The organism is Hymenobacter sp. DG01, from assembly GCF_006352025.1.
In the GTDB taxonomy this organism is placed as follows: Bacteria; Bacteroidota; Bacteroidia; order Cytophagales; family Hymenobacteraceae; genus Hymenobacter.
Genome location: NZ_CP040936.1, coordinates 367,800 through 388,663, shown reverse-complemented (window position 1 = coordinate 388,663; position 20,864 = coordinate 367,800). Strand labels below are relative to the sequence as shown.

Annotated in this window: 16 protein-coding genes; 13 read left to right on the top strand and 3 right to left on the bottom strand. The window is 60.2% G+C overall.

Annotation, left to right across the window (positions count from 1 at the left end):
* Nucleotides 1-286 precede the first annotated feature (286 nt).
* The 5 genes from FGZ14_RS01545 to ilvC all read left to right on the top strand — a co-directional run bounded on the left by FGZ14_RS01545 (nucleotide 287) and on the right by ilvC (nucleotide 6,594).
* Nucleotides 287-1,189: a branched-chain amino acid transaminase gene (locus tag FGZ14_RS01545; protein ID WP_139920493.1), complete on the top strand. Its 903-nt coding sequence runs from the start codon at nucleotides 287-289 to the stop codon at nucleotides 1,187-1,189.
* A 61-nt stretch (nucleotides 1,190-1,250) separates the two neighbouring features.
* The gene (gene ilvD / locus FGZ14_RS01540) at nucleotides 1,251-2,975 is read left to right on the top strand and encodes a dihydroxy-acid dehydratase (RefSeq protein ID WP_139920491.1); all 1,725 of its coding nucleotides are present in this window, start codon (nucleotides 1,251-1,253) and stop codon (nucleotides 2,973-2,975) included.
* Nucleotides 2,932-4,695 (top strand): biosynthetic-type acetolactate synthase large subunit, encoded by a 1,764-nt coding sequence (gene ilvB / locus FGZ14_RS01535; RefSeq protein ID WP_139920489.1) that lies wholly within the window; start codon nucleotides 2,932-2,934, stop codon nucleotides 4,693-4,695. The genes ilvD and ilvB overlap by 44 nt, the downstream gene beginning before the upstream one ends.
* Nucleotides 4,696-4,847: 152 nt before the next feature.
* Nucleotides 4,848-5,453: an acetolactate synthase small subunit gene (gene ilvN, locus FGZ14_RS01530; RefSeq protein ID WP_139920487.1), complete on the top strand. Its 606-nt coding sequence runs from the start codon at nucleotides 4,848-4,850 to the stop codon at nucleotides 5,451-5,453.
* A 52-nt stretch (nucleotides 5,454-5,505) separates the two neighbouring features.
* Nucleotides 5,506-6,594, top strand: coding sequence for a ketol-acid reductoisomerase (ilvC, locus tag FGZ14_RS01525; protein ID WP_139920484.1), 1,089 nt, complete (start codon nucleotides 5,506-5,508; stop codon nucleotides 6,592-6,594).
* A 253-nt stretch (nucleotides 6,595-6,847) separates the two neighbouring features.
* Here ilvC and FGZ14_RS01520 read toward each other — a convergent pair whose 3' ends face one another.
* Nucleotides 6,848-9,448: a polynucleotide kinase-phosphatase gene (locus tag FGZ14_RS01520; RefSeq protein ID WP_139920482.1), complete on the bottom strand. Its 2,601-nt coding sequence runs from the start codon at nucleotides 9,446-9,448 to the stop codon at nucleotides 6,848-6,850.
* A 162-nt stretch (nucleotides 9,449-9,610) separates the two neighbouring features.
* On the opposite strand from FGZ14_RS01520, the gene FGZ14_RS01515 reads away from it, so the two are divergent.
* On the top strand, nucleotides 9,611-10,018 hold the full coding sequence (locus tag FGZ14_RS01515; RefSeq protein ID WP_139920480.1) for a hypothetical protein: 408 nt from the start codon (nucleotides 9,611-9,613) through the stop codon (nucleotides 10,016-10,018).
* A gap of 2 nt (nucleotides 10,019-10,020) precedes the next feature.
* On the opposite strand, the gene FGZ14_RS01510 is transcribed toward FGZ14_RS01515, so the two are convergent.
* Nucleotides 10,021-11,463: a 3' terminal RNA ribose 2'-O-methyltransferase Hen1 gene (locus tag FGZ14_RS01510; protein ID WP_139920478.1), complete on the bottom strand. Its 1,443-nt coding sequence runs from the start codon at nucleotides 11,461-11,463 to the stop codon at nucleotides 10,021-10,023.
* Between the two features lie 356 nt (nucleotides 11,464-11,819).
* Between FGZ14_RS01510 and FGZ14_RS01505 the strand changes: the two genes are divergently transcribed.
* The 7 genes from FGZ14_RS01505 (at nucleotide 11,820) to FGZ14_RS01475 (ending at nucleotide 19,594) form a co-directional block, all read left to right on the top strand.
* A complete protein-coding gene (locus FGZ14_RS01505; RefSeq protein ID WP_139920476.1) occupies nucleotides 11,820-12,986 on the top strand; it encodes a 2-isopropylmalate synthase in 1,167 nt (388 codons plus the stop codon).
* 84 nt (nucleotides 12,987-13,070) lie between these two features.
* A complete protein-coding gene (gene leuC, locus FGZ14_RS01500) occupies nucleotides 13,071-14,465 on the top strand; it encodes a 3-isopropylmalate dehydratase large subunit (RefSeq protein ID WP_139920474.1) in 1,395 nt (464 codons plus the stop codon).
* A gap of 68 nt (nucleotides 14,466-14,533) precedes the next feature.
* On the top strand, nucleotides 14,534-15,133 hold the full coding sequence (gene leuD / locus FGZ14_RS01495; protein ID WP_139920472.1) for a 3-isopropylmalate dehydratase small subunit: 600 nt from the start codon (nucleotides 14,534-14,536) through the stop codon (nucleotides 15,131-15,133).
* On the top strand, nucleotides 15,121-16,245 hold the full coding sequence (gene leuB / locus FGZ14_RS01490; protein ID WP_139920470.1) for a 3-isopropylmalate dehydrogenase: 1,125 nt from the start codon (nucleotides 15,121-15,123) through the stop codon (nucleotides 16,243-16,245). The genes leuD and leuB overlap by 13 nt, the downstream gene beginning before the upstream one ends.
* Before the next feature lie 356 nt (nucleotides 16,246-16,601).
* A complete protein-coding gene (locus FGZ14_RS01485; RefSeq protein WP_139920468.1) occupies nucleotides 16,602-17,552 on the top strand; it encodes an alpha/beta fold hydrolase in 951 nt (316 codons plus the stop codon).
* Nucleotides 17,553-17,560: 8 nt separating this feature from the next.
* Nucleotides 17,561-18,619: a sensor histidine kinase gene (locus tag FGZ14_RS01480; protein ID WP_139920466.1), complete on the top strand. Its 1,059-nt coding sequence runs from the start codon at nucleotides 17,561-17,563 to the stop codon at nucleotides 18,617-18,619.
* Nucleotides 18,620-18,796: 177 nt separating this feature from the next.
* Complete coding sequence (locus FGZ14_RS01475; protein WP_139920464.1) at nucleotides 18,797-19,594, top strand: LytTR family DNA-binding domain-containing protein; 798 nt, start codon at nucleotides 18,797-18,799, stop codon at nucleotides 19,592-19,594.
* A 448-nt stretch (nucleotides 19,595-20,042) separates the two neighbouring features.
* Here FGZ14_RS01475 and FGZ14_RS01470 read toward each other — a convergent pair whose 3' ends face one another.
* The gene (locus FGZ14_RS01470; protein WP_139920463.1) at nucleotides 20,043-20,837 is read right to left on the bottom strand and encodes a LytTR family DNA-binding domain-containing protein; all 795 of its coding nucleotides are present in this window, start codon (nucleotides 20,835-20,837) and stop codon (nucleotides 20,043-20,045) included.
* Nucleotides 20,838-20,864: the final 27 nt, after the last annotated feature.

Sequence of the window (20,864 nt, the reverse complement as noted above, 5' to 3'; positions counted from 1 at the left end):
GCACCCTACCGCTGTAAATATGATATACCCGAGCCTTTTTCCACCTCCTGGTCTGCACTATTTCTTGTGTCAGCTGCGGACACTAGGCAGGCTATCGGCCTGCGGGTAACGCCGGCCAGGCCTACTAGTCGCGGCAGCTATACCCGGAAGGGAATAGAACCCAGCCAAGCCGACGACGAGCTTCCGCCCTCCCTGCCCCTGCTTTCTCCTGCTGCCTTTCTTAGCCCGGTGCCGAGAAGGGCTTTTCCCTAGCGGCTACTCATTTTCTCCCTACCCCCTTTACCCCATGTACTACACCAATAATACCGTCGCTTTTTTGGATGGCGAGTTTGTACCGGCCGAGCAGGCCACCTGCGGGGTGTATGCCCAGTCGCTGCACTATGGCTACTCTGTATTCGAAGGTATCAGAGCCTACAATACGCCCGCCGGAACCCGCATTTTTAAGGCAGAGGAGCACTACGAGCGGCTGCATTACTCGTGTAAAGCAGTAGGGCTTCCCCTGGAGTATTCGGTGGAAGAACTCACGCACATCAGCTACGAGGTACTGGAACGCAATAACCTAACGGACGCCTACATCCGCCCGCTGGTGTACGCCGCCACGCCCAACATGAGCCTGAAAGCTGCCACTTCCAGCAACCTGCTGATTGCGGTGTGGGAATGGGGCAAATACCTCGGCGACCAGAGCCTGCGCCTCACCATCTCGCCCTACGAGCGGCCCAACCCCAAAGCGGTGCCCATCGAGGCCAAAGTAGGCGGCCACTACGTTAACTCCATCATTGCCAGCACGGAGGCCAAGGGCCGAGGCTACGATGAGGCCCTGTTGCTGGACATGAACGGCTACGTGGCTGAGGGTCCGGGCGCCAACTTCTTCTTCGAACGTGACGGGGAGCTGTACACCGCTCCCGCAGGCAGCATTCTGCGCGGCATCACCCGCAATACCATTATTGATCTGGCACGGGAGGCCGGCATCACGGTGCACGAGAAGTTTTTCACGCCGGACGAGCTGCGCACTGCTTCAGCGGCCTTCATGACGGGCACCGCGGCTGAGGTTATCGGCATTGCCTCGGTAGATGATATCGTGTTTGAAAAGTCATTCCAGCACTCCATCGGCGGCGTGCTCGCCAGCCACTACCACGCCTTGGTAACGGGACAATCCATTAAAGCTGAGAACCTAGAAGTTAGAGCTTAGAATTCGCCGATTAAAACACCACCTCTAAGTTCTGAGCTCCCCTATCTAACCTCTCCACCTAATGACCCTGAATAAATACAGCCGCATCTACACCCAAGACGACAGCCTGCCGGCGTCCCAAGCCATGCTTATTGGCTCGGGGCTCTCGGATGCTGATTTGCACAAGCCGTTTGTGGGCATCTGCTCCACGGGCTTCGAGGGCAACACCTGCAACATGCACCTCAACGGCTTGGCCGACCAGGTGAAGGTAGGCGTGCAGGAGCAGGGGCTGGTGGGGCTGCGGTTTAACACCATTGGGGTATCGGATGGCATTACGAATGGCACGGCGGGCATGCGCTACTCCCTGGTTTCCAGGGAAATTATAGCTGATTCAATTGAGGCTATGGCCGGGGCGCACAACTACGATGCCCTAGCCTGCGTGATGGGCTGCGACAAGAACATGCCGGGTGCCCTCATTGCCATGGCGCGCCTGAATCGGCCTTCGCTGATGGTGTACGGCGGCACCATTAAGGGCGGCACCTTTAAGGGGCAGCAGCTCAATATTGTATCGTGCTTTGAGGCCTACGGCAAGAAGCTGCAGGGACAGATATCGGACGAGGATTACAAGGGCATCATCCACAATGCCTGCCCGGGCCCTGGCGCCTGCGGCGGCATGTACACGGCGAATACCATGGCGGCGGCCATCGAAACGCTGGGCATGAGCGTCCCGTTTTCCTCGTCCTCCCCTGCAGTTAGCCAGGAGAAGCAACAGGAGTGCCTGACGGCCGGCGCTTACTTGCGCCGCCTGCTGGAGCTCGACCTCAAGCCCCGCGACATTCTGGTGCGTGAGGCCTTTGAAAATGCCCTGGTGATGACCACCGTGCTAGGCGGCTCCACCAACGCGGTGCTCCATCTGATTGCCATTGCCCACGCCGCCGGTGTGCACCTTACAATGGAAGACTTCCAGGCAGTGAGCAACCGCACGCCGGTGTTGGCCGACCTCAAGCCCAGCGGCAAGTACCTGATGGAAGACCTCTCGGCCCTGGGCGGGGTGCCGGCCGTAATGAAAACGCTGCTAAACCTAGGCCTACTCCACGGCGACCTGCTGACGGTAACCGGCCAAACTCTCGCCGAAAATCTAGCCAACGTGCAGCCTCTAGGCGCCGAGCAAGATTTACTGCGCCCCCTAGACAACCCCATCAAAGCCGATGGCCACATTCAGATTCTGTATGGCAACCTGGCCCAGAGAGGTGCCGTGGCCAAAATCACGGGGAAAGAAGGCCTGCGGTTTGAGGGGCCGGCCATCGTGTTCAACTCCGAAGAAGAGCTGAACGAAGGCATTATGCAGGGCAAGATTCAGCCCGGCCAGGTCGTCGTGATTCGCTACGTGGGGCCCAAGGGCGGGCCGGGGATGCCGGAAATGCTCAAACCAACCTCGGCCATCATTGGCGCCGGCCTGGGTGATAAAGTGGCCCTAATTACAGATGGCCGCTTTTCGGGCGGCACTCATGGCTTCGTGATTGGGCACGTGTGCCCCGAGGCCTACGACGGCGGCACCATTGCGCTGGTGGAAGACGGCGACTGGATTGTGCTGGACGCCAGCACCAACACCATTGATGTGCAGGTAGATGACGCCTTGCTGGAGCTACGCCGCCAGCAGTGGCAGCGGCCCCGGCCCAATGTGCAACAAGGCGTGCTGCTGAAGTATATCCGCACCGTGAGCGACGCAAGCCGCGGCTGTATCACCGATTACCAGGAAGACCATGTACCTGAACTCACAACCCCAGCCCGCGCCAACCTCGGCTGAAACGGCCGTAGCCACGGCGGAGTCCATTACCCGAACGCTGTCGGGGGCTGAGGCCACGCTGCACGCCCTGCTGGCGGAGGGCGTGGATACCGTGTTCGGCTACCCGGGCGGCGCCATCATCCCGATTTATGATGCGCTCTACGATTTCAAGGAGCAGCTCAACCACGTGCTGGTGCGCCACGAGCAGGGCGGCATTCACGCGGCCCAGGGCTACGCGCGCTCGTCGGGGAAGGTGGGGGTAGTATTTGCGACCAGCGGCCCCGGTGCTACCAACCTCGTGACTGGCCTAGCCGATGCTCTGATTGACAGCACGCCGCTGGTGTGCATCACGGGTCAAGTGTTTGCGCACTTGCTGGGCACCGATGCCTTCCAGGAAACCGACATCATCAACATCACCACGCCCATTACCAAGTGGAACCACCAGGTAACGGACGCCAGTGAGATTCCGGAGGCGCTAGCCAAGGCCTTCTACATCGCGCGCAGCGGCCGGCCCGGCCCGGTCCTGATCGACATCACCAAAAACGCCCAGATGCAGAAGGCCGATTTCGCGCCGTATCAGCCCTGCACCCACATCCGCAGCTACCGCCCTAGGCCACTCGTGCGCTCAGAATATGTGGCGCAGGCGGCGGCCCTCATCAACCAGGCCAAGCGCCCCTTGGTGCTGTGGGGCCAAGGCGTGTTACTAGGCCAGGCAGAGCAGGAGTTCAAGCAGTTCATTGAGAAAAGCGGTATTCCGGCCGCCTGGACCATCCTTGGGGCGGGTGCCCTACCTACCGGTCACCCTCTCAACGTGGGTATGCTGGGTATGCACGGCAACTACGGCCCCAATGTGCTGACCAACGAGTGCGACGTGCTCATTGCCATCGGGATGCGCTTCGACGACCGAGTGACGGGCCGCTTGGATAAGTACGCCCGGCAAGCCCAGGTGATTCACCTCGACATCGACCCCACAGAAATCGACAAGAACGTGAAGGCCAACGTGCCGGTGTGGGGCGACTGCAAGGAAACCCTCCCACTGCTCACGGAGCTACTGGAAGCCCGCACCTACCCCGAGTGGCGGCAGCGCTTCCAGGACCACGACGCGGAGGAAATAGCGGCCGTCATCCAGGACGAGCTGTTCCCGACCTCCGACGAGTTGACCATGGGCGAGGTAATTCAGCAGCTGAATGAGCTGACCCAGGGCGAGGCCATCATTGTAACCGACGTAGGCCAGCACCAGATGGTAGCCTGTCGCTATGCCAAGCTCAACCACACCCGCAGCAACATCACCAGCGGTGGCCTGGGCACCATGGGTTTCGCCCTGCCTGCCGCCATCGGGGCTAAGTACGGGGCGCCCGAGCGCACCGTGGTAGCCGTCATTGGCGACGGGGGCATTCAGATGACGATTCAGGAGCTGGGTACCATCATGCAGACGGGCGTGAACGTGAAAATTCTGCTCCTCAACAACCAGTTCCTGGGCATGGTGCGCCAGTGGCAGGAGCTCTTCCACGACCGGCGCTACTCCTTCGTGGACATTGCCAGCCCCGACTACGTGACCGTGGCCAGCGGCTACAGCATCGCCGGCCTCCGGGTAGACAGCCGCCCCGACCTGCAAGCCGCCCTCCGCGAGATGCTGGAGCACCCCGGCTCCTTCCTGCTGGAAGTGATGGTGACCCGCGAGAACAACATCTTCCCTATGGTGCCGCAAGGTTGCGGGGTTGGGGAGATAAGGTTGAAGTAGAGCGCGAGCTAACAGGTTTGAAAGAACCTCATGCTGAGCGGAGTCGAAGCATCCCTCCCTCTGGCTAACCAACTGGCCTAGCAACAACTCAACGAAGCGGTAGAGATGCTTCGACTCCGCTCAGCATGACGGCCTATCTAGTGACCAATACTATGACACAGCAATCCATCGACCGGCGGGAGTACAACATCACGGCTTACACCGAAAATCAGGTGGGACTGCTGAACCGCATTGCCATCATCTTCTCCCGCCGCAAAATCAACATCGAGAGCCTCAACACCTCCCCTTCGGAGGTCGAAGGAATCCACCGCTTCAACATTGTGGTGGTAGAAACTGAGGAGGTGGTGCGCAAGATTGCCCGCCAGATTGAGAAGCAAGTGGAGGTGCTCAAGGTGTACTTCAACCCCAATGAGGACGTCATCTGGCAGGAAATGGCCCTCTACAAAGTGCCCACCGACGTCATTGCCGAGCGGGCCCTGGTAGAGCGGCTGCTGCGGGAGCACGGGGCCCGCGCCGTGGTAATCCGCAAGGATTACACTGTGTTCGAAACCACCGGCCACCGCGAGGAAACCGACAAGCTTCTGACGGTGCTGCAGCCCTACGGCCTCATCGAGTTCGTGCGCTCGGCCCGTATTGCCATCATCAAAAACAGCCAGGGCTTCCACCACCAGCTCCGCGAGTTCGAGCGCATAGAGCCCAGCCACGAGGTCAGCGAAAACGACTACCTCAACAGCCGCGACAAGGTATTCACGATGTAGGCTCACTCTACACAAACCGAGATTTTCATCTTCCAACCCAATATCCAACATCATGGCAACCATCAACTTTGGCGGCGTAGAAGAGCACGTAGTAACCCGCGACGAATTTCCTTTGGAGAAAGCCCGCGCCATTCTGAAAGACGAAACCATTGCCGTGATTGGCTACGGCGTGCAAGGCCCCGGCCAGGCGCTGAACCTGCGCGACAACGGCTTCAACGTCATCATCGGGCAGCGCCGCGACTCGGCTTCCTGGAGCAAGGCCGAAGCGGATGGCTGGGTAGAAGGTGAAACCCTATTCGACATCGAAGAAGCGGCCGAGCGCGGCACCATCATCGCCAACCTGCTCTCCGACGCCGGCCAGATTGCGGTGTGGCCTACGCTGAAAGCCAAGCTAACGCCCGGCAAAACACTGTACTTCTCGCACGGCTTCGGCATCACGTTCAACGACCAGACCGGTATCATTCCGCCCGCGGATGTGGACGTGGTATTGGTGGCCCCGAAGGGTAGCGGCACTAGCTTGCGCCGCCTGTTTGTGGCTGGGGGCGGATTGAACTCCTCGTTTGCCGTGTTCCAGGACGCTACCGGACAGGCTTACGAGAAGGCCATTGCTCTCGGCATTGGGGTAGGATCGGGCTACCTGTTCGAAACCGACTTCAAGCGCGAAGTATATTCTGACCTCACCGGCGAGCGGGGCGTGCTGATGGGCGCGTTGGCTGGCATTATCGAAGCCCAATACCAGGTGTTGCGCCAGCGCGGCCACTCCCCTTCCGAGGCCTTCAACGAAACCGTGGAAGAGCTCACTCAGAGCCTCGTGCCGCTGGTAGGTGAAAACGGCATGGATTGGATGTTCAGCAACTGCTCCGTAACCGCCCAGCGCGGCGCCCTCGACTGGAAAGGCCGCTTCCGCGACGCTACCCTGCCCGTACTCAACGAGCTGTACGACAGCGTAGCCTCCGGCCAAGAAGCCGCCCGCACCATCCAGCGTGGCTCTACTCCCGGCTACCGCCAAGAGCTGGAAGCAGAACTGAAGGAAGTGCGTGACTCGGAGCTGTGGCAGACCGGTGCCACGGTGCGCGAGCTGCGCTCCAAAGCCACCGAGAAAGTAGAGACAGGCTTCGCGCTTTTCGCTGAAGGCAACTAGCTGCGGGCGACTAAGTGTCGGGAAAGCGGCCTTTGCCGTAACCGGCCAGTAGTTAAAAAGCGGGCTTCTCAGCATAAATAAGTCCCACCCTGGGCCAGGGTGGGACTTGTTGCTTATAGCTAAGAATCTTGGCGGGTGGTTGCCCGGAAGCAGCTCGCATTGTAGCGAGCGGCAGCGTTGTATTTTTTCCCACTAGGTCTGCAACAATCTTCCCATACTACCTCTCGAAGCCAGGTGTGCATGGTGTCGTTCATCAGAGGCGGGGGTCAATGGCTTCACTTTCCAGGGCCAGCACGCCGAACACGCACTGGTGCACCTCGCGCAAGGGGGCTCCCGCCACGAAGCGCTCCAGGCCTTCCACGCCCAGGGCAAATTCCCGCAGGGCCAGGTTGCGCTTGGTTTTCACGGCTCGCTCGCGCAGGCGTTCCAGGTTGCCTGGCAGCAAGTAGTCGGGGCCGTAGATGATGCGCAGGTATTCGCGCCCTCGGCACTTCAGGGCGGGTTGCACCAAGTGTTTGCGCCCGGCCGGGATGAAGTCGTAAGGCTTAACCACCACACCTTCGCCCCCGGCAGCCGTCAGGTCGGTCCACCACTGGGTGGCGGCTTCCACATCGGTGATATCCGCCAGGTTTACCACCCGGTAAGGGGTAGCACGCAGCAGGCCTTCATCGGCGAGACAGATAGCCCGCAGGGTTTCCATGTGCCAGGCGTGGTCCTTATCGAAGTAGGTGCGGCCTTCGGTGGCCAGCAGATGGAAGGGCGCTAGGCGCAGATCTGCCAGGCTTTCCACCGGCCAGCAGTAGCGGCGGTAGGCCTCGGCATAGTGCTCGGCTGCGGCTTGCCGGGCCGTGGTGCGGGCCAGTAGCGCCTCTACACCATCGAGGCCTCGCGTAGCGGCCTGGGCTAGTACACCAGCTGCAACCGGCAGGGCAGCCGTGGCGGCCGCAGCTACGGCGGCGTATTGGTTTTTTATCAGTTCCTGCGCTTTTGCCGACCACGGCAGCAGCTCGGCATCTAGGCACAGCCAGTCAGTGCTGAACTTCTCCCAGAAGCCGGCAGTAGCTAGTGCCTCCTGCAGGCGAGTCAGGAAAGCCGTTTCCAGAACGGTGTCGTTGAAGAAGTTGCGGCCGGTGCGGGTGTAGCATTTGCCGGGCCCCTCGCCTACTACCCCAAAGCGACGGCGGGCGGCGTCTTCATCTTTGGCTAACACCACTACCACGCGGCTGCCCATGTGCTTTTCCTCACACACTACCCGCTGCACATCCTGGCGGCGGAAGTAGTCGAAGGCTTCGGCGGGGTGCTCCAGTAGATCGGGCAGGGCACTGGTTTCTGAGGGCGACATGGTGGGCGGCAGGTAGAGCAGCCACTTGGGGTTCAGGGCGAAGCGACTCATGACTTCCAGGGCCGCCACACCGTTTTCTTCCCGGATGGTAACGGAGGGCAGCAGGCGGGTGCGGATAATCTGCTTGCCGGTAACGTCGCGGATATCGAGCAGGTCGTCGTGCTGCTGCTGGGCGGTGAGTTGGGCTGCGTCCTGGGCTACCTCGGCCGGCCGCAGGGGTCGCACCGGTTCGCAGTACACCTGCGCGGCCGGCACCGTTACTAGCTCCCGCTCGGGGTAGCGCAAGGCCGTCAGCCTACCCCCGAATACGCAGCCGGTGTCGATATCAATGGTGTTGTTAAGCCACTCGGGTTCCGGTACGGGCGTGTGGCCGTACACTACCATGGCGCGGCCGCGGTACTCGGAGGCCCAGTTGTAGCGCACGGGCAAGCCAAACTCGTCGATTTCGCCCGTCGTTTCCCCGAACAAAGCAAAGGCGCGCACGGCCCCGGAGCCCCTACCCTGCATATCTTCCCGAAGCCCGGCGTGGGCCACCACTAGTTTGCCGCCATCGAGCACGTAGTGGCTGACCAACCCATCCAGAAACTGGCGCACCTGGCTTTTAAAAGTATCCGACTCGCCGGCAAGCTGCTGGAGGGTTTCGGCAAAGCCGTGCTTGTCATTGACCTGTTTGCCGTTGAGGTGGCGCAGCAGCTTGATGTCGTGGTTGCCGGGCACGCACAGGGCCGTGCCATCCTGCACCATGCGCATAACCAGACGCAGCACCTGTGGCGAGGCTGGGCCGCGGTCCACCAGGTCGCCCAGGAACAGGGCCCGGCGGCCTTCGGGCGCCTGCACATGCACACCCAGGTCGCGCGCATCCGCTACGGGTTCGGCTTCCACGAAGTAGCCCAGCTTGGTGAGCAGCTGCACCAGCTCGTCGTAGCAGCCGTGCACGTCGCCGATGATGTCGAAGGGCCCGGTATCGTGCTTGCGGTTATTGTAGAGCGGGTCGCGCACTACGGACTGCACAGCATCGATTTCCTCGGTGCCGCGCAGGTGGTAGATGTGGCGGAAGCCTTCCGCCTTCAGGGTTTTCAGGCTCCGGCGCAACTGCTGGCGCTGCTGCGGAATTACGTGGCGGCCCATGTGCATGCGCTCCGCCCGGGCCCGGTTGCGGTCCTCCGCTACGCGGTCGGGCACATCCAGGATAACAGCTGTGGGCAGTATGTGATAGTCGCGGGCCAACTGCACGAGCGTTTTGCGGGCTTCGGGCTGCACGTTGGTGGCATCTACCACCGTGAGCAGGCCGCGCTTGAGGCGCAGCCCCACCAGGTAGTGCAACAGAGCAAAGGCATCGGGCGTGGCCGACTGGTCGTTTTCATCATCGGCCACCAACTCCCGGCATTGGTCAGAGGAAACGATTTCGGAAGATCGAAATAAGCGGCGGGCAAATGTGCTTTTCCCCGCCCCGGAGGTGCCAATCAGCAACACCAGGGACAATTCGGGCAACTTGAGCGTATCGTAAGGCATGGGAAGAAGTAAAGGCAAAAGGCCTTGCGGTGGCAGTGTATGGATAGGAAGTATAGTTCAGATAAGGCCGCTAACAGAGCCGGTATCCTGAAAAGGCATGCAACGTGGCGAACAGGTAAAGATGGCGGCTTATGTTTGCATGCTTACCGCCACGTTTTCGCCATGAATAGATTTGTCATTAGTGCTTGTGTAGTGCTCCTCCTGACCGTGGGTGCGGGGCAGGCGCAGTCCCTGGATTCCGCAGCAGTTAAAACTACTGGCAACACCGGAGCTACCGCGGCGCAGCTCAAACTGCGGAAAAGAATCCTGAAGGACACTCAGCCGGGTAAGAAGCTTGACTTTTTCACCCCCATCAAAGGCCACGAAATGGACGGCGTCCAGATACGGCCCGGCCTATTCTCAACCCTCGGGCACGTGGCTTTGTACAAATGGGGCCATGCCGTGCGGGAGCTTGGGGTAGCTGATCTGGAAGAAGCCAACTCCATTCTGGCCGAATTCAGGGGAAAAGCACTGAGCGCCCGCGACCAGGAATACTTAAAGTCGGGCTACTACCAGATATACGAACGGTAATCTTACCGCTCGAACACCGCGAGCTGGGACGGGGCCCCTACTTCGGGCGCTTCCGGCCCCAGCGGCTCTACCCGCACTCGGTAGCCGTTGCGCTCAGCCACGCCAGCGGCCCACTCCCGAAACTGCGCCTGCGTCCACTCGAAGCGGTGGTCGGTATGCCGGAACTGACCGGCGGAGAGGGTTTCGTAGCGCTGGTTGTAGTCGGCGTTGGGGGTAGTAACCAGCACTGCGCCGGGGCGGGCCCGGGCAAATACTACCTGCTCGAAGGCGGCCAAACGGCTTTCATCTAGGTGCTCAATCACCTCCACCACGGCGGCAGCATCATAGCCACTCAGGCGCGGGTCGTGGTAGAGCAAAGAGCCTTGGGTGAGCGTCAGTCGCTCGCGCTGGCGTGGGGGCATTTCGGCTACGTGCAGCCGGTCTTGGGCCCGCTGCAGCTCCCGATGCGAAACGTCCATTCCCAACACATGCTCTACGTGCGGAATAGCCAGCAGCCGGCGTACTAGCTTGCCTTCGCCGCAGCCCAAATCCAGCACACTCTTGGCGCCCAGACGTCGGATTTCCTCCGCCACCCGGTCCAGGCGTATATCGTGCAGGCTTTGCTTTTCCCGGGCTGCCGACTGGCCTAGGGCCTGAGTTGCCTCGGCACCCACGGAGGCCTCGGTTTCCAGCCGCTCAAAATCAGCAGCTTCGTCGTCCAAAGGCTCGTCACCTTCCAGCAGCCGCTCCAGGGTAGGATTCACGTACTGGGCTAGGTTGCGCAGGTAGCGGCGGGTTATAAACTCCCGATCCGGGTGCTGGGGTAGCCAAGCAGCGCCCCGGTGCAGCAGCTTCTCGGCCTCGCTGGCATTTACCCAGTAGTGCTTGTCGTTGTCGAGCACCGGAATCAGCACATATAGGTGGGAAAGCAGGTCCTGCAGGCGCAAGGCAGCGTGACGCAAGCGCAGCGTGAAGTAGCGGCTGTCGCCCCACTCGGGCACCGTGGGGTCCAGGGCATGGGCCTCGGTGGTTACTTCGTAGCCCAGGGGGCTGAACAGGCGCTGCAGCTGCTCGGCGTTGGCGGCGGGCATTACGGCTACGGTAGCTTCCAGGGGTAGCAGCACCTCGGGCAGCTCCGGGCGGTCCTTGCAGGTGCCGTTCATGGCGGTATTGAACGCCTTGGACAGAGCCGTGCTTAGAAACGAGGAGGCTACATAGGGCCGGTCGTTTACATACTGTTCCAGCGCGAAACCTTCGCCGGCCGGGCCGCGGTGGCTACGCACCAGGGCCACAGGGTCGATATCGAGTAGCAGGGCCACCGTGCAGCGCTCGGGGGTAGCCTTCGGATAAAAGATATGCGCCTGTCCCGCCGCAATGTCCAGGGACTGTAGCCGGGCCGGGTTCTTATGCAGCAGATAGCCTAAATCAGTGGCCGGTTGATGGGTGGTGGTAATGGTTAATAGCATCGGGTAACTCTAGAAGTAGGCCTACTGGTTGGCCTGCGGCCGAAGATAGGACTTCAGTTGCGGCTCTCCTGCCGGGGGCTGAAGTCCTTTTTTGCTTTCAGACCCAAATTGTGAGTGTACAACTGGCCTAGCACCGGACCACTACGCTAGGCCCTACCTCTACTTATCGGCGAGAAGCCCCGTTCTTTCTTGCTTTTGCCATTGTATCCACACCAAAGTTTAATTACTAATAACCAACATCTTACAAAATAAATTACTCGTTTTAGAAATAGTAACCGCGTCAGCCGCTGGTTTTTGCTGAAGCGCCCAGGCCATGTACTTGCAGGCAGCATTTTTCGCTGACGAACTCTAGAAACATGGCAACTCAGAAAATCCACATCTTCGACACGACCCTGCGCGACGGGGAACAGGTGCCGGGCTGCAAGCTGAACCGCGACGAGAAACTCCTCATTGCCCGACAGCTAGAGCTACTCGGCGTCGACGTGATTGAGGCGGGTTTTCCAGTGTCGAGCCCCGGCGACTTTGCGGCAGTGGCAGCCATTGCAGCCCAGACGCGCTACGCTACGGTCTGCGGCCTTTCGAGGGCGGTGGAGAATGACATACTCACGGCCGCTGAGGCGTTGAAATCAGCCAAATACCCGCGCATTCACACCGGTATTGGCACCTCCGATTCGCACATCAAGTTCAAGCTCTGCACTACCCCCGAGAAAGTGCTGGAGCGGGCGGTGGCGGCCGTGAAGCTGGCCAAGTCCTTCGTGGAAGACGTGGAGTTTTACGCGGAAGACGCGGGGCGCACAGGTAACGAGTTTCTGGCCCGAGTCTGCGAGGCCGCTATTCGCGCCGGTGCTACTGTGCTGAACATTCCGGATACCACCGGCTACTGTTTGCCCAGCGAGTATGGGGCCAAGATCAAGTACTTGGTGGATAACGTGCGTGGCATTGAGCACGTGCGCCTTTCCACTCACTGCCACAACGATTTGGGCATGGCTACGGCCAACTCTATTGCTGGCGTGCTCAACGGTGCTCAGCAGGTAGAATGCACCATTAACGGCGTAGGCGAGCGGGCCGGCAATACGGCCCTGGAAGAGGCGGTGATGGTGCTGCGACAGCACCCCTACCTCAACTTCGAGACCGGCATTAACACCAAACTGCTCGCCGAAACCTCGGCCATGGTGTCGCACCTGATGAGCATGCCGGTGCAGCCCAACAAGGCCATTGTGGGCGCCAACGCTTTTTCGCACTCCAGCGGCATCCATCAGGATGGCGTTATCAAGCACCGCGAAACCTACGAAATCATCGACCCGCGCGAAGTGGGCATGCCCGATTCGGCCATTGTGCTGACGGCCCGCTCCGGCCGTGCGGCCCTGGCCTACCGCCTCCAGAAAATCGGCTACGACTTCGACCGTACTGCTCTCAACAAGGCCTACGCCTCCTTCCTCGTGCTGGCCGACCGCCAGAAAGAAGTGGTTGACGAGGACTTGCACGTGATGGTGGAGCAGGAGCAGCTCGTTACCGTCAGCTAAACACGCCTCTCGAAAGACCGTCATGCGTAGCACCGCCTACGCCTGACGGTCTGCTTTATTCTAACCCGCCCCCACCCCTCTCTCATGGCTAAGACCTTATTTGATAAAATTTGGGACGCGCACGTGGTGCGCGAAGTAGCCGGCGGCCTCACGGTGTTTTACATCGACCGCCATCTGATTCACGAAGTAACCAGCCCCCAGGCGTTTGAAGAGCTAACGGCCCGCGGCCTCACCCTGCGCCGCCCGGAGCAGATAGTAGCTACCGCCGACCACAACGTGCCCACGCGCCACCAGGATCAGCCGATTCAGGACCCACTGTCCCGCTCCCAAGTGGATAAGCTCACCGAGAACTGCGCCAAGTTTGGCGTGGAGCTGTATGGCCTGGGTCACCAATACCAGGGCATTGTGCACGTAATTGGGCCGGAGCTGGGCATCACGCAGCCCGGCCTGACCATAGTGTGCGGCGACAGCCACACCTCCACGCACGGCGCCTTTGGCACCATTGCTTTCGGCATTGGCACCAGTCAGGTAACGCAGGTGATGGCCTCACAATGCCTGTTGCTCGACAAGCCCAAGCGCATGCGCATTACTCTGGACGGCGACCTGCGGCCCGGCGTAACGGCCAAAGATTTGATTCTGTACGTGATTTCGCAGCTGGGCACCGGCGGTGCCACCGGCTACTTCGTGGAGTACGCGGGCAGCGCCATTCGGGGCCTGAGCATGGAAGGCCGCATGACGGTCTGCAATATGAGCATTGAAATGGGCGCCCGCGGCGGACTCATTGCGCCGGATGCTACCACGTTCGACTATCTGGAAGGGCGCCGCTTTGCGCCCCAGGGCGAGAACTGGGACCACGCCGTGGCCTACTGGCAGACCCTTTACTCGGATGAAGATGCCGTGTTTGATGCGGAGCTGCAGTTCGATGCCTCGGCCATTCAGCCCATGATTACCTACGGCACCAACCCCGGCATGGGCATTCCGCTCTCGGCCAGCATTCCAGTGCTCAACGGGGGTAGCGAGGCCACCAGCTTTGATAAGTCACTGCGCTACATGGGCTTCCAGCCGGGCGAGTCGTTGCTGGGCAAGGAAATCAACTATGTGTTCATCGGGAGCTGCACCAACTCGCGCATTGAGGATTTGCGCACGGTAGCGGCCTACGTGCGGGGCAAGCAGAAAGCAGCCCACGTAGAGGCCATCATCGTGCCCGGCTCCAAGCAAGTGGAGCAGCAGGCCATTGCCGAAGGCCTCGACAAGGTGCTGGCCGACGCCGGCTTCGAGCTGCGCGAACCGGGCTGCAGCGCCTGCCTCGCCATGAACGACGACAAGATTCCGGCCGGCGCCTATTGTGTCTCTACTTCCAACCGCAACTTCGAAGGCCGCCAGGGCCCCGGCGCCCGCACCTTGCTTGCCAGCCCACTGGTAGCAGCTATTACCGCCGTGGAAGGCCGCTTGGTTGACATCACGCAGTATTTGAACTAGCATTATTTCTAGCTCCCCTCCTCAGATGAGGAGGGGAGCTAGAAATAGTCTCTCACATCTCCAACCCCATGGAAAAATTCCAAACACTACGCTCTGGCGTGGTGCCTCTTCCGATAGAAAATGTGGATACGGACCAGATTATTCCGGCGCGCTTTCTGAAGGCGACGACTCGTGAAGGATTTGGTGCCAACCTATTTGCCGACTGGCGCTATACCGCCGACGGGCAGCCTAAGCCGGATTTTGTGCTGAACGATGCCCGCTACCTAGGCCACCAGATTCTGCTAGCGGGCAAGAACTTCGGGTGCGGATCCAGCCGGGAACACGCGGCCTGGGCTTTGTATGACGCAGGTTTTCGGGTGGTTATCAGCAGCTACTTCGCCGATATTTTCCGGGGCAATGCACTCAACACCGGCCTACTGCCCCTGCAGGTTTCTGACGAGGTATTGCAAGGTCTGTTTGAGGTAGTATCCCAGGACCCGCAGGCCGCTTTGACGGTGGATTTGCAGGCGCAAACCCTTACGGTACCGGGCTGGGCCGAGGTGATTCACTTCGAACTGGACCCTTACAAAAAAGAGTGCCTGATCAACGGGTACGACGACATCGATTTTCTCATTAGCCAGGAGGCGGCCATCACGGCTTTTGAACAGCAACGGTCATGGGTATTCTAAGCAAACGCATTGTAGTGTTGCCGGGCGACGGCATTGGTCCGGAGGTGTGTAGCGAGGCCGTGCGCGTGCTGCGGGCCGTGTCCAGCCGCTTCGGACACGAGTTTGAGTTTGACTACCAACTCATGGGCGCCTGCGCCATTGATGCTACTGGCTCGCCCCTTCCTGATGCCACCCTGGAAGCCTGCCGCCGCGCCGACGCCGTGTTGCTCGGGGCCATCGGTGACCCCAAGTACGACAACGACCCCACGGCTAAAGTGCGCCCCGAGCAGGGCCTGCTAGGCCTGCGCAAGTCGCTTGGCCTGTACGCCAACATTCGCCCCATCACGGCCTACGACCAACTGCTGGAACACTCCCCGCTGAAAGCCGAGCGCATCCAAGGCACCGACATTCTCATCTTCCGGGAGCTGACCGGTGGTATCTACTTCGGTGAGAAAGGCCGCTCCGAGGACCGTACCTGGGCCTACGACCACTGCACGTACTCGCGAGATGAAATTCTGCGTATTGCGCACCGGGCCTTCAAAGCCGCCGAAACGCGCCGCCACCAACTCACGCTGGTAGATAAAGCCAACGTGCTCGAAACTTCCCGCCTGTGGCGCGAGACCGTGCAAAGCATTGCGCCCGAGTATCCCAGCGTAGCTCTTGACTACCTCTTCGTAGACAACGCGGCCATGCAGATCATTCTCAACCCAAAGCAGTTCGACGTTATCCTGACCGAGAACATGTTCGGGGATATTATTTCCGATGAGGCCTCGGTAATTGCCGGCTCCCTGGGCCTGCTGCCGTCGGCGTCAGTGGGGGATGGGGCGGCCCTGTTCGAGCCTATCCACGGCTCCTACCCCCAGGCCAAGGGCAAAGGCATTGCCAACCCCATTGCTACCATCCTTTCGGCCGCCCTGCTCCTCGACCACTTCAACCTGCAAGAAGAAGCCGACTGCGTGCGCGACGCCGTGCAGCACGCCCTCGACCAGGGGGTAGTAACGCCGGAGCTGAACCCCGCCACCCTCTACACCACCGAGCAGGTAGGCAACTTCATTGCCTACAGCGTGCTGGATATTGCCGACTGTGAGGTGCACCGCAACAACATCAAGCTCGGTATGAGCACGATTATCTAAAACGACCCAGGGGTGGGTTTGTAAAGTCCGGGTGTCAGGCAGGGGTGTCTGGCGCTCGGGCTTTTTTTGTTACCTCACCCCCGTCCCCTCTCCTCGGGGAGAGGGGTGCGTTCTGATGAGAATGAACAATTGACAATCAAAAATGAGAGTGGATAATTGAGCCATTGCACATTCTTCATTGTCTGCCTGCGTCTGGCACCCCTCCCCACCGGGGAGGGGCCGGGGGTGGGGTCCACGTGGCGCTTCTCCCGTTTCACCCCGATCCTGCGGCGCTTCGCCCTGATTTTACTACTACAGGCGGGAGCGTTTTCGGATGTTTGAACCAGTTATCCGCTACTACAAACCTCCCTACCGCCATGACCAGCACCCGTTTCCGTCTGCACTTCCTGTTTCTTGCCTGCTTTCTGCTGCTGACTGGCCTAGGCCAGTCGTGGGCCCAGCTTAAAACACCTGCTTTGCGCCAGGGGGCTACTACGCTGCTGACGTCTGACTCGGTGCAGCTGTTTGTGCAGGTGGCGGGCAAGGGCACGCCTTGTGTGTTTGTGCACGGCGGGCCGGGCGCGGGCAGCTACTCGTTCGAGAAGCTGGGCGGCAACCGGCTGGAAGATGGGCTGCAGATGATTTACCTCGACCAGCGGGGTAGCGGACGCTCGGCCAGCTCTCCGCGTAAAGACTACTCCATGGCTCGCATGGTGCAGGACTTGGAAGAATTACGCCAGCACCTGGGGCTGCAGAAGTGGGTGGTAATGGCGCACTCGTTTGGCGGCACCATTGCCATGGCCTACGCCGCCAAATACTCCGAGCGGGTGCAGGGCTTGGTGCTGGTAAACAGCGTACTCAACCCCTCGGCCTCGCTGGAGGCTATGCTGCAGTATGGCACCTCCCTGCTACCCCCAACTGAGCAGCCGAACCCCAACATCCCCATGATGCAGCGCTTTGGCATGGTGATGGGCGCCCTGCAGCAAAAAAAACTGGCCTGCCAGCTCCAATACTCCACCGATTCGCTGGCTGCCCGCGCCAGTCAGGTAGTCCGCGCCGTACCTGCCAATCAGGATTTTGCCACCCAGGTATTCAGCGGCCGCCTGCCCGACTACGGCCAAGACTACGCGCCTGTCACCGCCCAAATCAAGGTGCCCGCCCTCATCATTGTAGGCCAGGACGACCGCACCACGGGCACCACTGCGCAGTCGTTCCGGTTTCCGAAGCAGCAGACTGTGACGCTGCCGGGCAAGCACTATTCGTTTCTGGAGCAGCCCGCGCGGTTTCGGCAGGCGGTGGTTAGCTTCGTGCAGAAACTTCCCCGCTAGTCGTGCCCATGCCTGAGCCTACCGCGCGCCCTGCTGCCATCCGCCTGAACGACCGGCTCTTTCTGCTGTTTGGCATTCCGATTATGGCATTGCTGGCGCTGCTGCCCCGAGGGCTGCTACGCGTTGCGTCGGTCACTGAGTTTTTCATAGCCTGGGGAATTTCGCTGGTATTTACGAGCGTGTTCTGGCTGCTGGGGCGCACCCTGTGGCTGATGCTGTTCCGGCGCTTCCCCCGAGTAGAGCAAACCCAGCCGCGGCTATGGCTGCTGGGCCTGGGCAGCATCGTCATTACGATGGGCGCCCAGGCCGTGCTCCTGGCAACCACCAGCAAGCTGATGGGTGGCACTGGACAGCTACCGTTCCCCGACCTGCTGCACGAGTTTGGCCTTAATCTGATTCCCACCATCATTGTTCAGCTTGTTTACGAAAGCTCCAACTACTTTCGGCAGTGGGCGGAGAACGTGCGCCGAGCCGAGCAGATCCAAAGCGCCGGGGTGCGAAGTCAGCTCGAAGCCCTGCAGAGTCAGCTCGACCCGCATTTCCTGTTCAACTCCCTGAATACCCTCTCGGCTCTCATTGAGCCTGAAAATGAGCCGGCCCAGCAGTTCGTGGAGCAGCTCTCGGATGTGTACCGCTACGTGCTCCTCACCCGCGACAAAACCACCGTGCCCCTCTTCGAGGAGCTGGCTTTTGTTGATACTTTTTTGGCCCTGCACAAAGTCCGCTTCCGGGATAATCTGCGCGTAACCAGGGCTGTTCCGCCCGAGACGCTAGGCCACCTGGTAGCTCCACTCAGCATTCAATTACTGGTAGAAAACGCACTAAAGCACAATGTAGCCTCCCAACAGCATCCCCTGGAACTGCGTCTCTCCGCCGATATCGCCACCGGTTACTTCACAGTCGAGAATACCCAGCGCCCCCGCACCGCCGGCCTCGCGCCCGGCACCGGCACGGGCCTCCGCAACGTGCGTCACCGCTACGAGCTACTGCAAGCGCCCAGGCCAGTAGAAGTCAGCGCGGAAGGCGGCTGGTTTCGGGTGCGACTGCCGCTATTATCGACGCGCTAGGCCAGTTTTCAGCTTTCAATTTTAAGAACGTGTCATGCTGAGCTGGCCGAAGCATCTCTCCCGCTTCGTTGTTCTAAGCCAGTTGATTAGCCAGAGTAGAGATGCTTCGGCCAGCTCAGCATGACACGTTATTTTACACGCTGAAATTCACCTCTCCACCCACTACCTCGACACTTAATGACCGTTCTGCTGCTCGAAGATGAATACCCCGCCGCCGAGCGGCTTCAACGCCTGCTGCTGCAAGCCGCGCCCGAAGCCCAGGTGCTGGCCGTGCTCGACAGCGTAAGCGGTGCCGTGCAGTGGCTCAGCACCAACCCGGCTCCCGACCTCATCCTCTCCGATATTCAGCTGGCCGACGGGCTGAGCCTGGACGTGTTCGATCAGCTGGTGGTGCGCAGCCCCGTCATCTTCACCACGGCCTACGATGCCTACGCCATCCGAGCGTTCAAGGCCAACAGCGTGGACTACCTCCTGAAACCCGTGAAACTCGTGGAGCTGCAGGCCGCCCTCACCAAGCTACGGGAGTGGCGCACTGCTCCTTCGGAAACCGCCTCACTGCCTACCCCGGCCCCCACAGATGATACTGCGCGCCGCTTGGAGCGCCTGCTCGATGCCCTACCCCGCCCCGACCGCCAGTACAAAACCCGCTTTTTGGTGCGCAGCGGCGAGCAACTCCTACCCCTCGCCGTGAGCCAAGTAGCCTGGTTTCAGAGCCGCCACGAAACCACTACCCTCGCCACCATCGACAACCGCCGCTTCATGGTGGATTACACCCTGGAGCAGCTGGAAAGTCTGCTGGACCCTACCCTATTCTTTCGCCTCAACCGCCAGTTCATTGCCCAGTTGCCCGCCGTGCAGCGCCTGCACCCGCACTTCAACGGCAAACTGCTGCTGGAGTTGCAGCCCGCCCCCACCGACGAGGTGCTGGTCAGCCGGGAGAAAGCGGGGGCGGTGAAATGCTGGCTGGAAGGGTAATATATTACAGCTATGAAATCTTCCCGGGCTTTGTTCCCCGTTACTGTTTTGTGCTTACTAGGAGCTTGTCAATCAAATTCTACTTCTCCGGATACCTCAATACCCGTTGCCAAAGCGGGAGGCCTTAAGGTATTGGAAGGCACTTGGGTAAGAATTGGAAAAAGCGGCTTCACTATCGTCAAGATTCACGCCGACTCGACAGGAACTTACACTAGCTGTTCTGATAGGAAAGGGGTGTTGGGTATTAGTGATTCTGAACGCTACTACTTACACGAATCTCCTATCCGGGTTAGGTACCAGCCAACAGGCTTCCATCAGCCGTTAGTAGCTATTTATACCAAAGACGTTCGACACGATTACTACCTTCGCAACGATACACTCCTTGAATTTGATAAGATGGGCTTGCAGGGTACTCTAGTGCGGGTGCACCCTGATAAAAACTGACACTTCACCGATCCAGCCATGCTTTGAAAGCAGCCACTTTCTCGCGGCTTACCAGCACGGTGTCGTTGTCGGGGGCGGTGGGTTTGAGGATGGTTTGGAGGCGGGAGTTAGTGTAGTGGATGATGTCGTGAATGGCTTCGGCGTGGGCCAGGTAGGCGCGGTTGAGGCGAAAAAACTCCGTGGGGTCGAGCATGCCTTCGAGCTGTTCCAGGGTATAGTCCACCACAAATTTGCGGCCCTCGCGGGTGTGCAGCAGGGTCACTTTTTCGAGGCTGGCGAAGTAGGCAATCTGCTCCACCGGAATAGCTTTCAGATGCTCCCCCACCCGTACCACAAACCTAGACTTATACTCCTTGGCGGGCTGGGCCTGGCGCAGCACCTGAGCCAGCAGGTTGGCGTCGAAGGCGGGGGTAGTGGCCTGGCGCTGGCGCTCCAGCTTCTGCAGGGCCGCCGTGAGTTCCTCGGGGTCGATGGGCTTGAGCAGGTAGTCCACGCTGTTCACCTTGAAGGCGCGCAGGGCGTACTTGTCGTAAGCGGTGGTGAAGATGACCGGACTCTGGATGTCGAGGCGCTCAAACAGCTCGAAGCTCAGCCCATCAGCCAGGTGGATGTCCAGAAACAACACGTCGGGCGCCGGGCGAACGGCGTGCAGCAGGGCCTCCGCTTCCGCCACCGATTCCGCCGTGCCCACTACCTCTATCGGCTGGGGCTGCTTGCGCAGCAGCTCCGTAAGGCGGCGGGCGGCCAGGGGCTCATCTTCAATAATCAGGGCGCGGAGTGGGGTAGCGGTTGCAGGCATAGAGGCGTGATTTTTATGTCTAGAGCT

Bases quoted from the DNA above. Each gene is read 5' to 3' on its own strand.
- FGZ14_RS01480 (WP_139920466.1), top strand. From the start codon at position 17,561: ATGCCTGAGCCTACCGCGCGCCCTGCTGCCATCCGCCTGAACGACCGG.
- leuC (WP_139920474.1), top strand. From the start codon at position 13,071: ATGGCTAAGACCTTATTTGATAAAATTTGGGACGCGCACGTGGTGCGC.
- ilvB (WP_139920489.1), top strand. From the start codon at position 2,932: ATGTACCTGAACTCACAACCCCAGCCCGCGCCAACCTCGGCTGAAACG.
- FGZ14_RS01505 (WP_139920476.1), top strand. From the start codon at position 11,820: ATGGCAACTCAGAAAATCCACATCTTCGACACGACCCTGCGCGACGGG.
- ilvC (WP_139920484.1), top strand. From the start codon at position 5,506: ATGGCAACCATCAACTTTGGCGGCGTAGAAGAGCACGTAGTAACCCGC.
- FGZ14_RS01520 (WP_139920482.1), bottom strand. From the start codon at position 9,448: ATGCCTTACGATACGCTCAAGTTGCCCGAATTGTCCCTGGTGTTGCTG.
- leuB (WP_139920470.1), top strand. From the start codon at position 15,121: ATGGGTATTCTAAGCAAACGCATTGTAGTGTTGCCGGGCGACGGCATT.
- ilvN (WP_139920487.1), top strand. From the start codon at position 4,848: ATGACACAGCAATCCATCGACCGGCGGGAGTACAACATCACGGCTTAC.
- FGZ14_RS01470 (WP_139920463.1), bottom strand. From the start codon at position 20,837: ATGCCTGCAACCGCTACCCCACTCCGCGCCCTGATTATTGAAGATGAG.
- FGZ14_RS01545 (WP_139920493.1), top strand. From the start codon at position 287: ATGTACTACACCAATAATACCGTCGCTTTTTTGGATGGCGAGTTTGTA.
- FGZ14_RS01475 (WP_139920464.1), top strand. From the start codon at position 18,797: ATGACCGTTCTGCTGCTCGAAGATGAATACCCCGCCGCCGAGCGGCTT.
- ilvD (WP_139920491.1), top strand. From the start codon at position 1,251: ATGACCCTGAATAAATACAGCCGCATCTACACCCAAGACGACAGCCTG.
- FGZ14_RS01515 (WP_139920480.1), top strand. From the start codon at position 9,611: ATGAATAGATTTGTCATTAGTGCTTGTGTAGTGCTCCTCCTGACCGTG.
- leuD (WP_139920472.1), top strand. From the start codon at position 14,534: ATGGAAAAATTCCAAACACTACGCTCTGGCGTGGTGCCTCTTCCGATA.
- FGZ14_RS01510 (WP_139920478.1), bottom strand. From the start codon at position 11,463: ATGCTATTAACCATTACCACCACCCATCAACCGGCCACTGATTTAGGC.
- FGZ14_RS01485 (WP_139920468.1), top strand. From the start codon at position 16,602: ATGACCAGCACCCGTTTCCGTCTGCACTTCCTGTTTCTTGCCTGCTTT.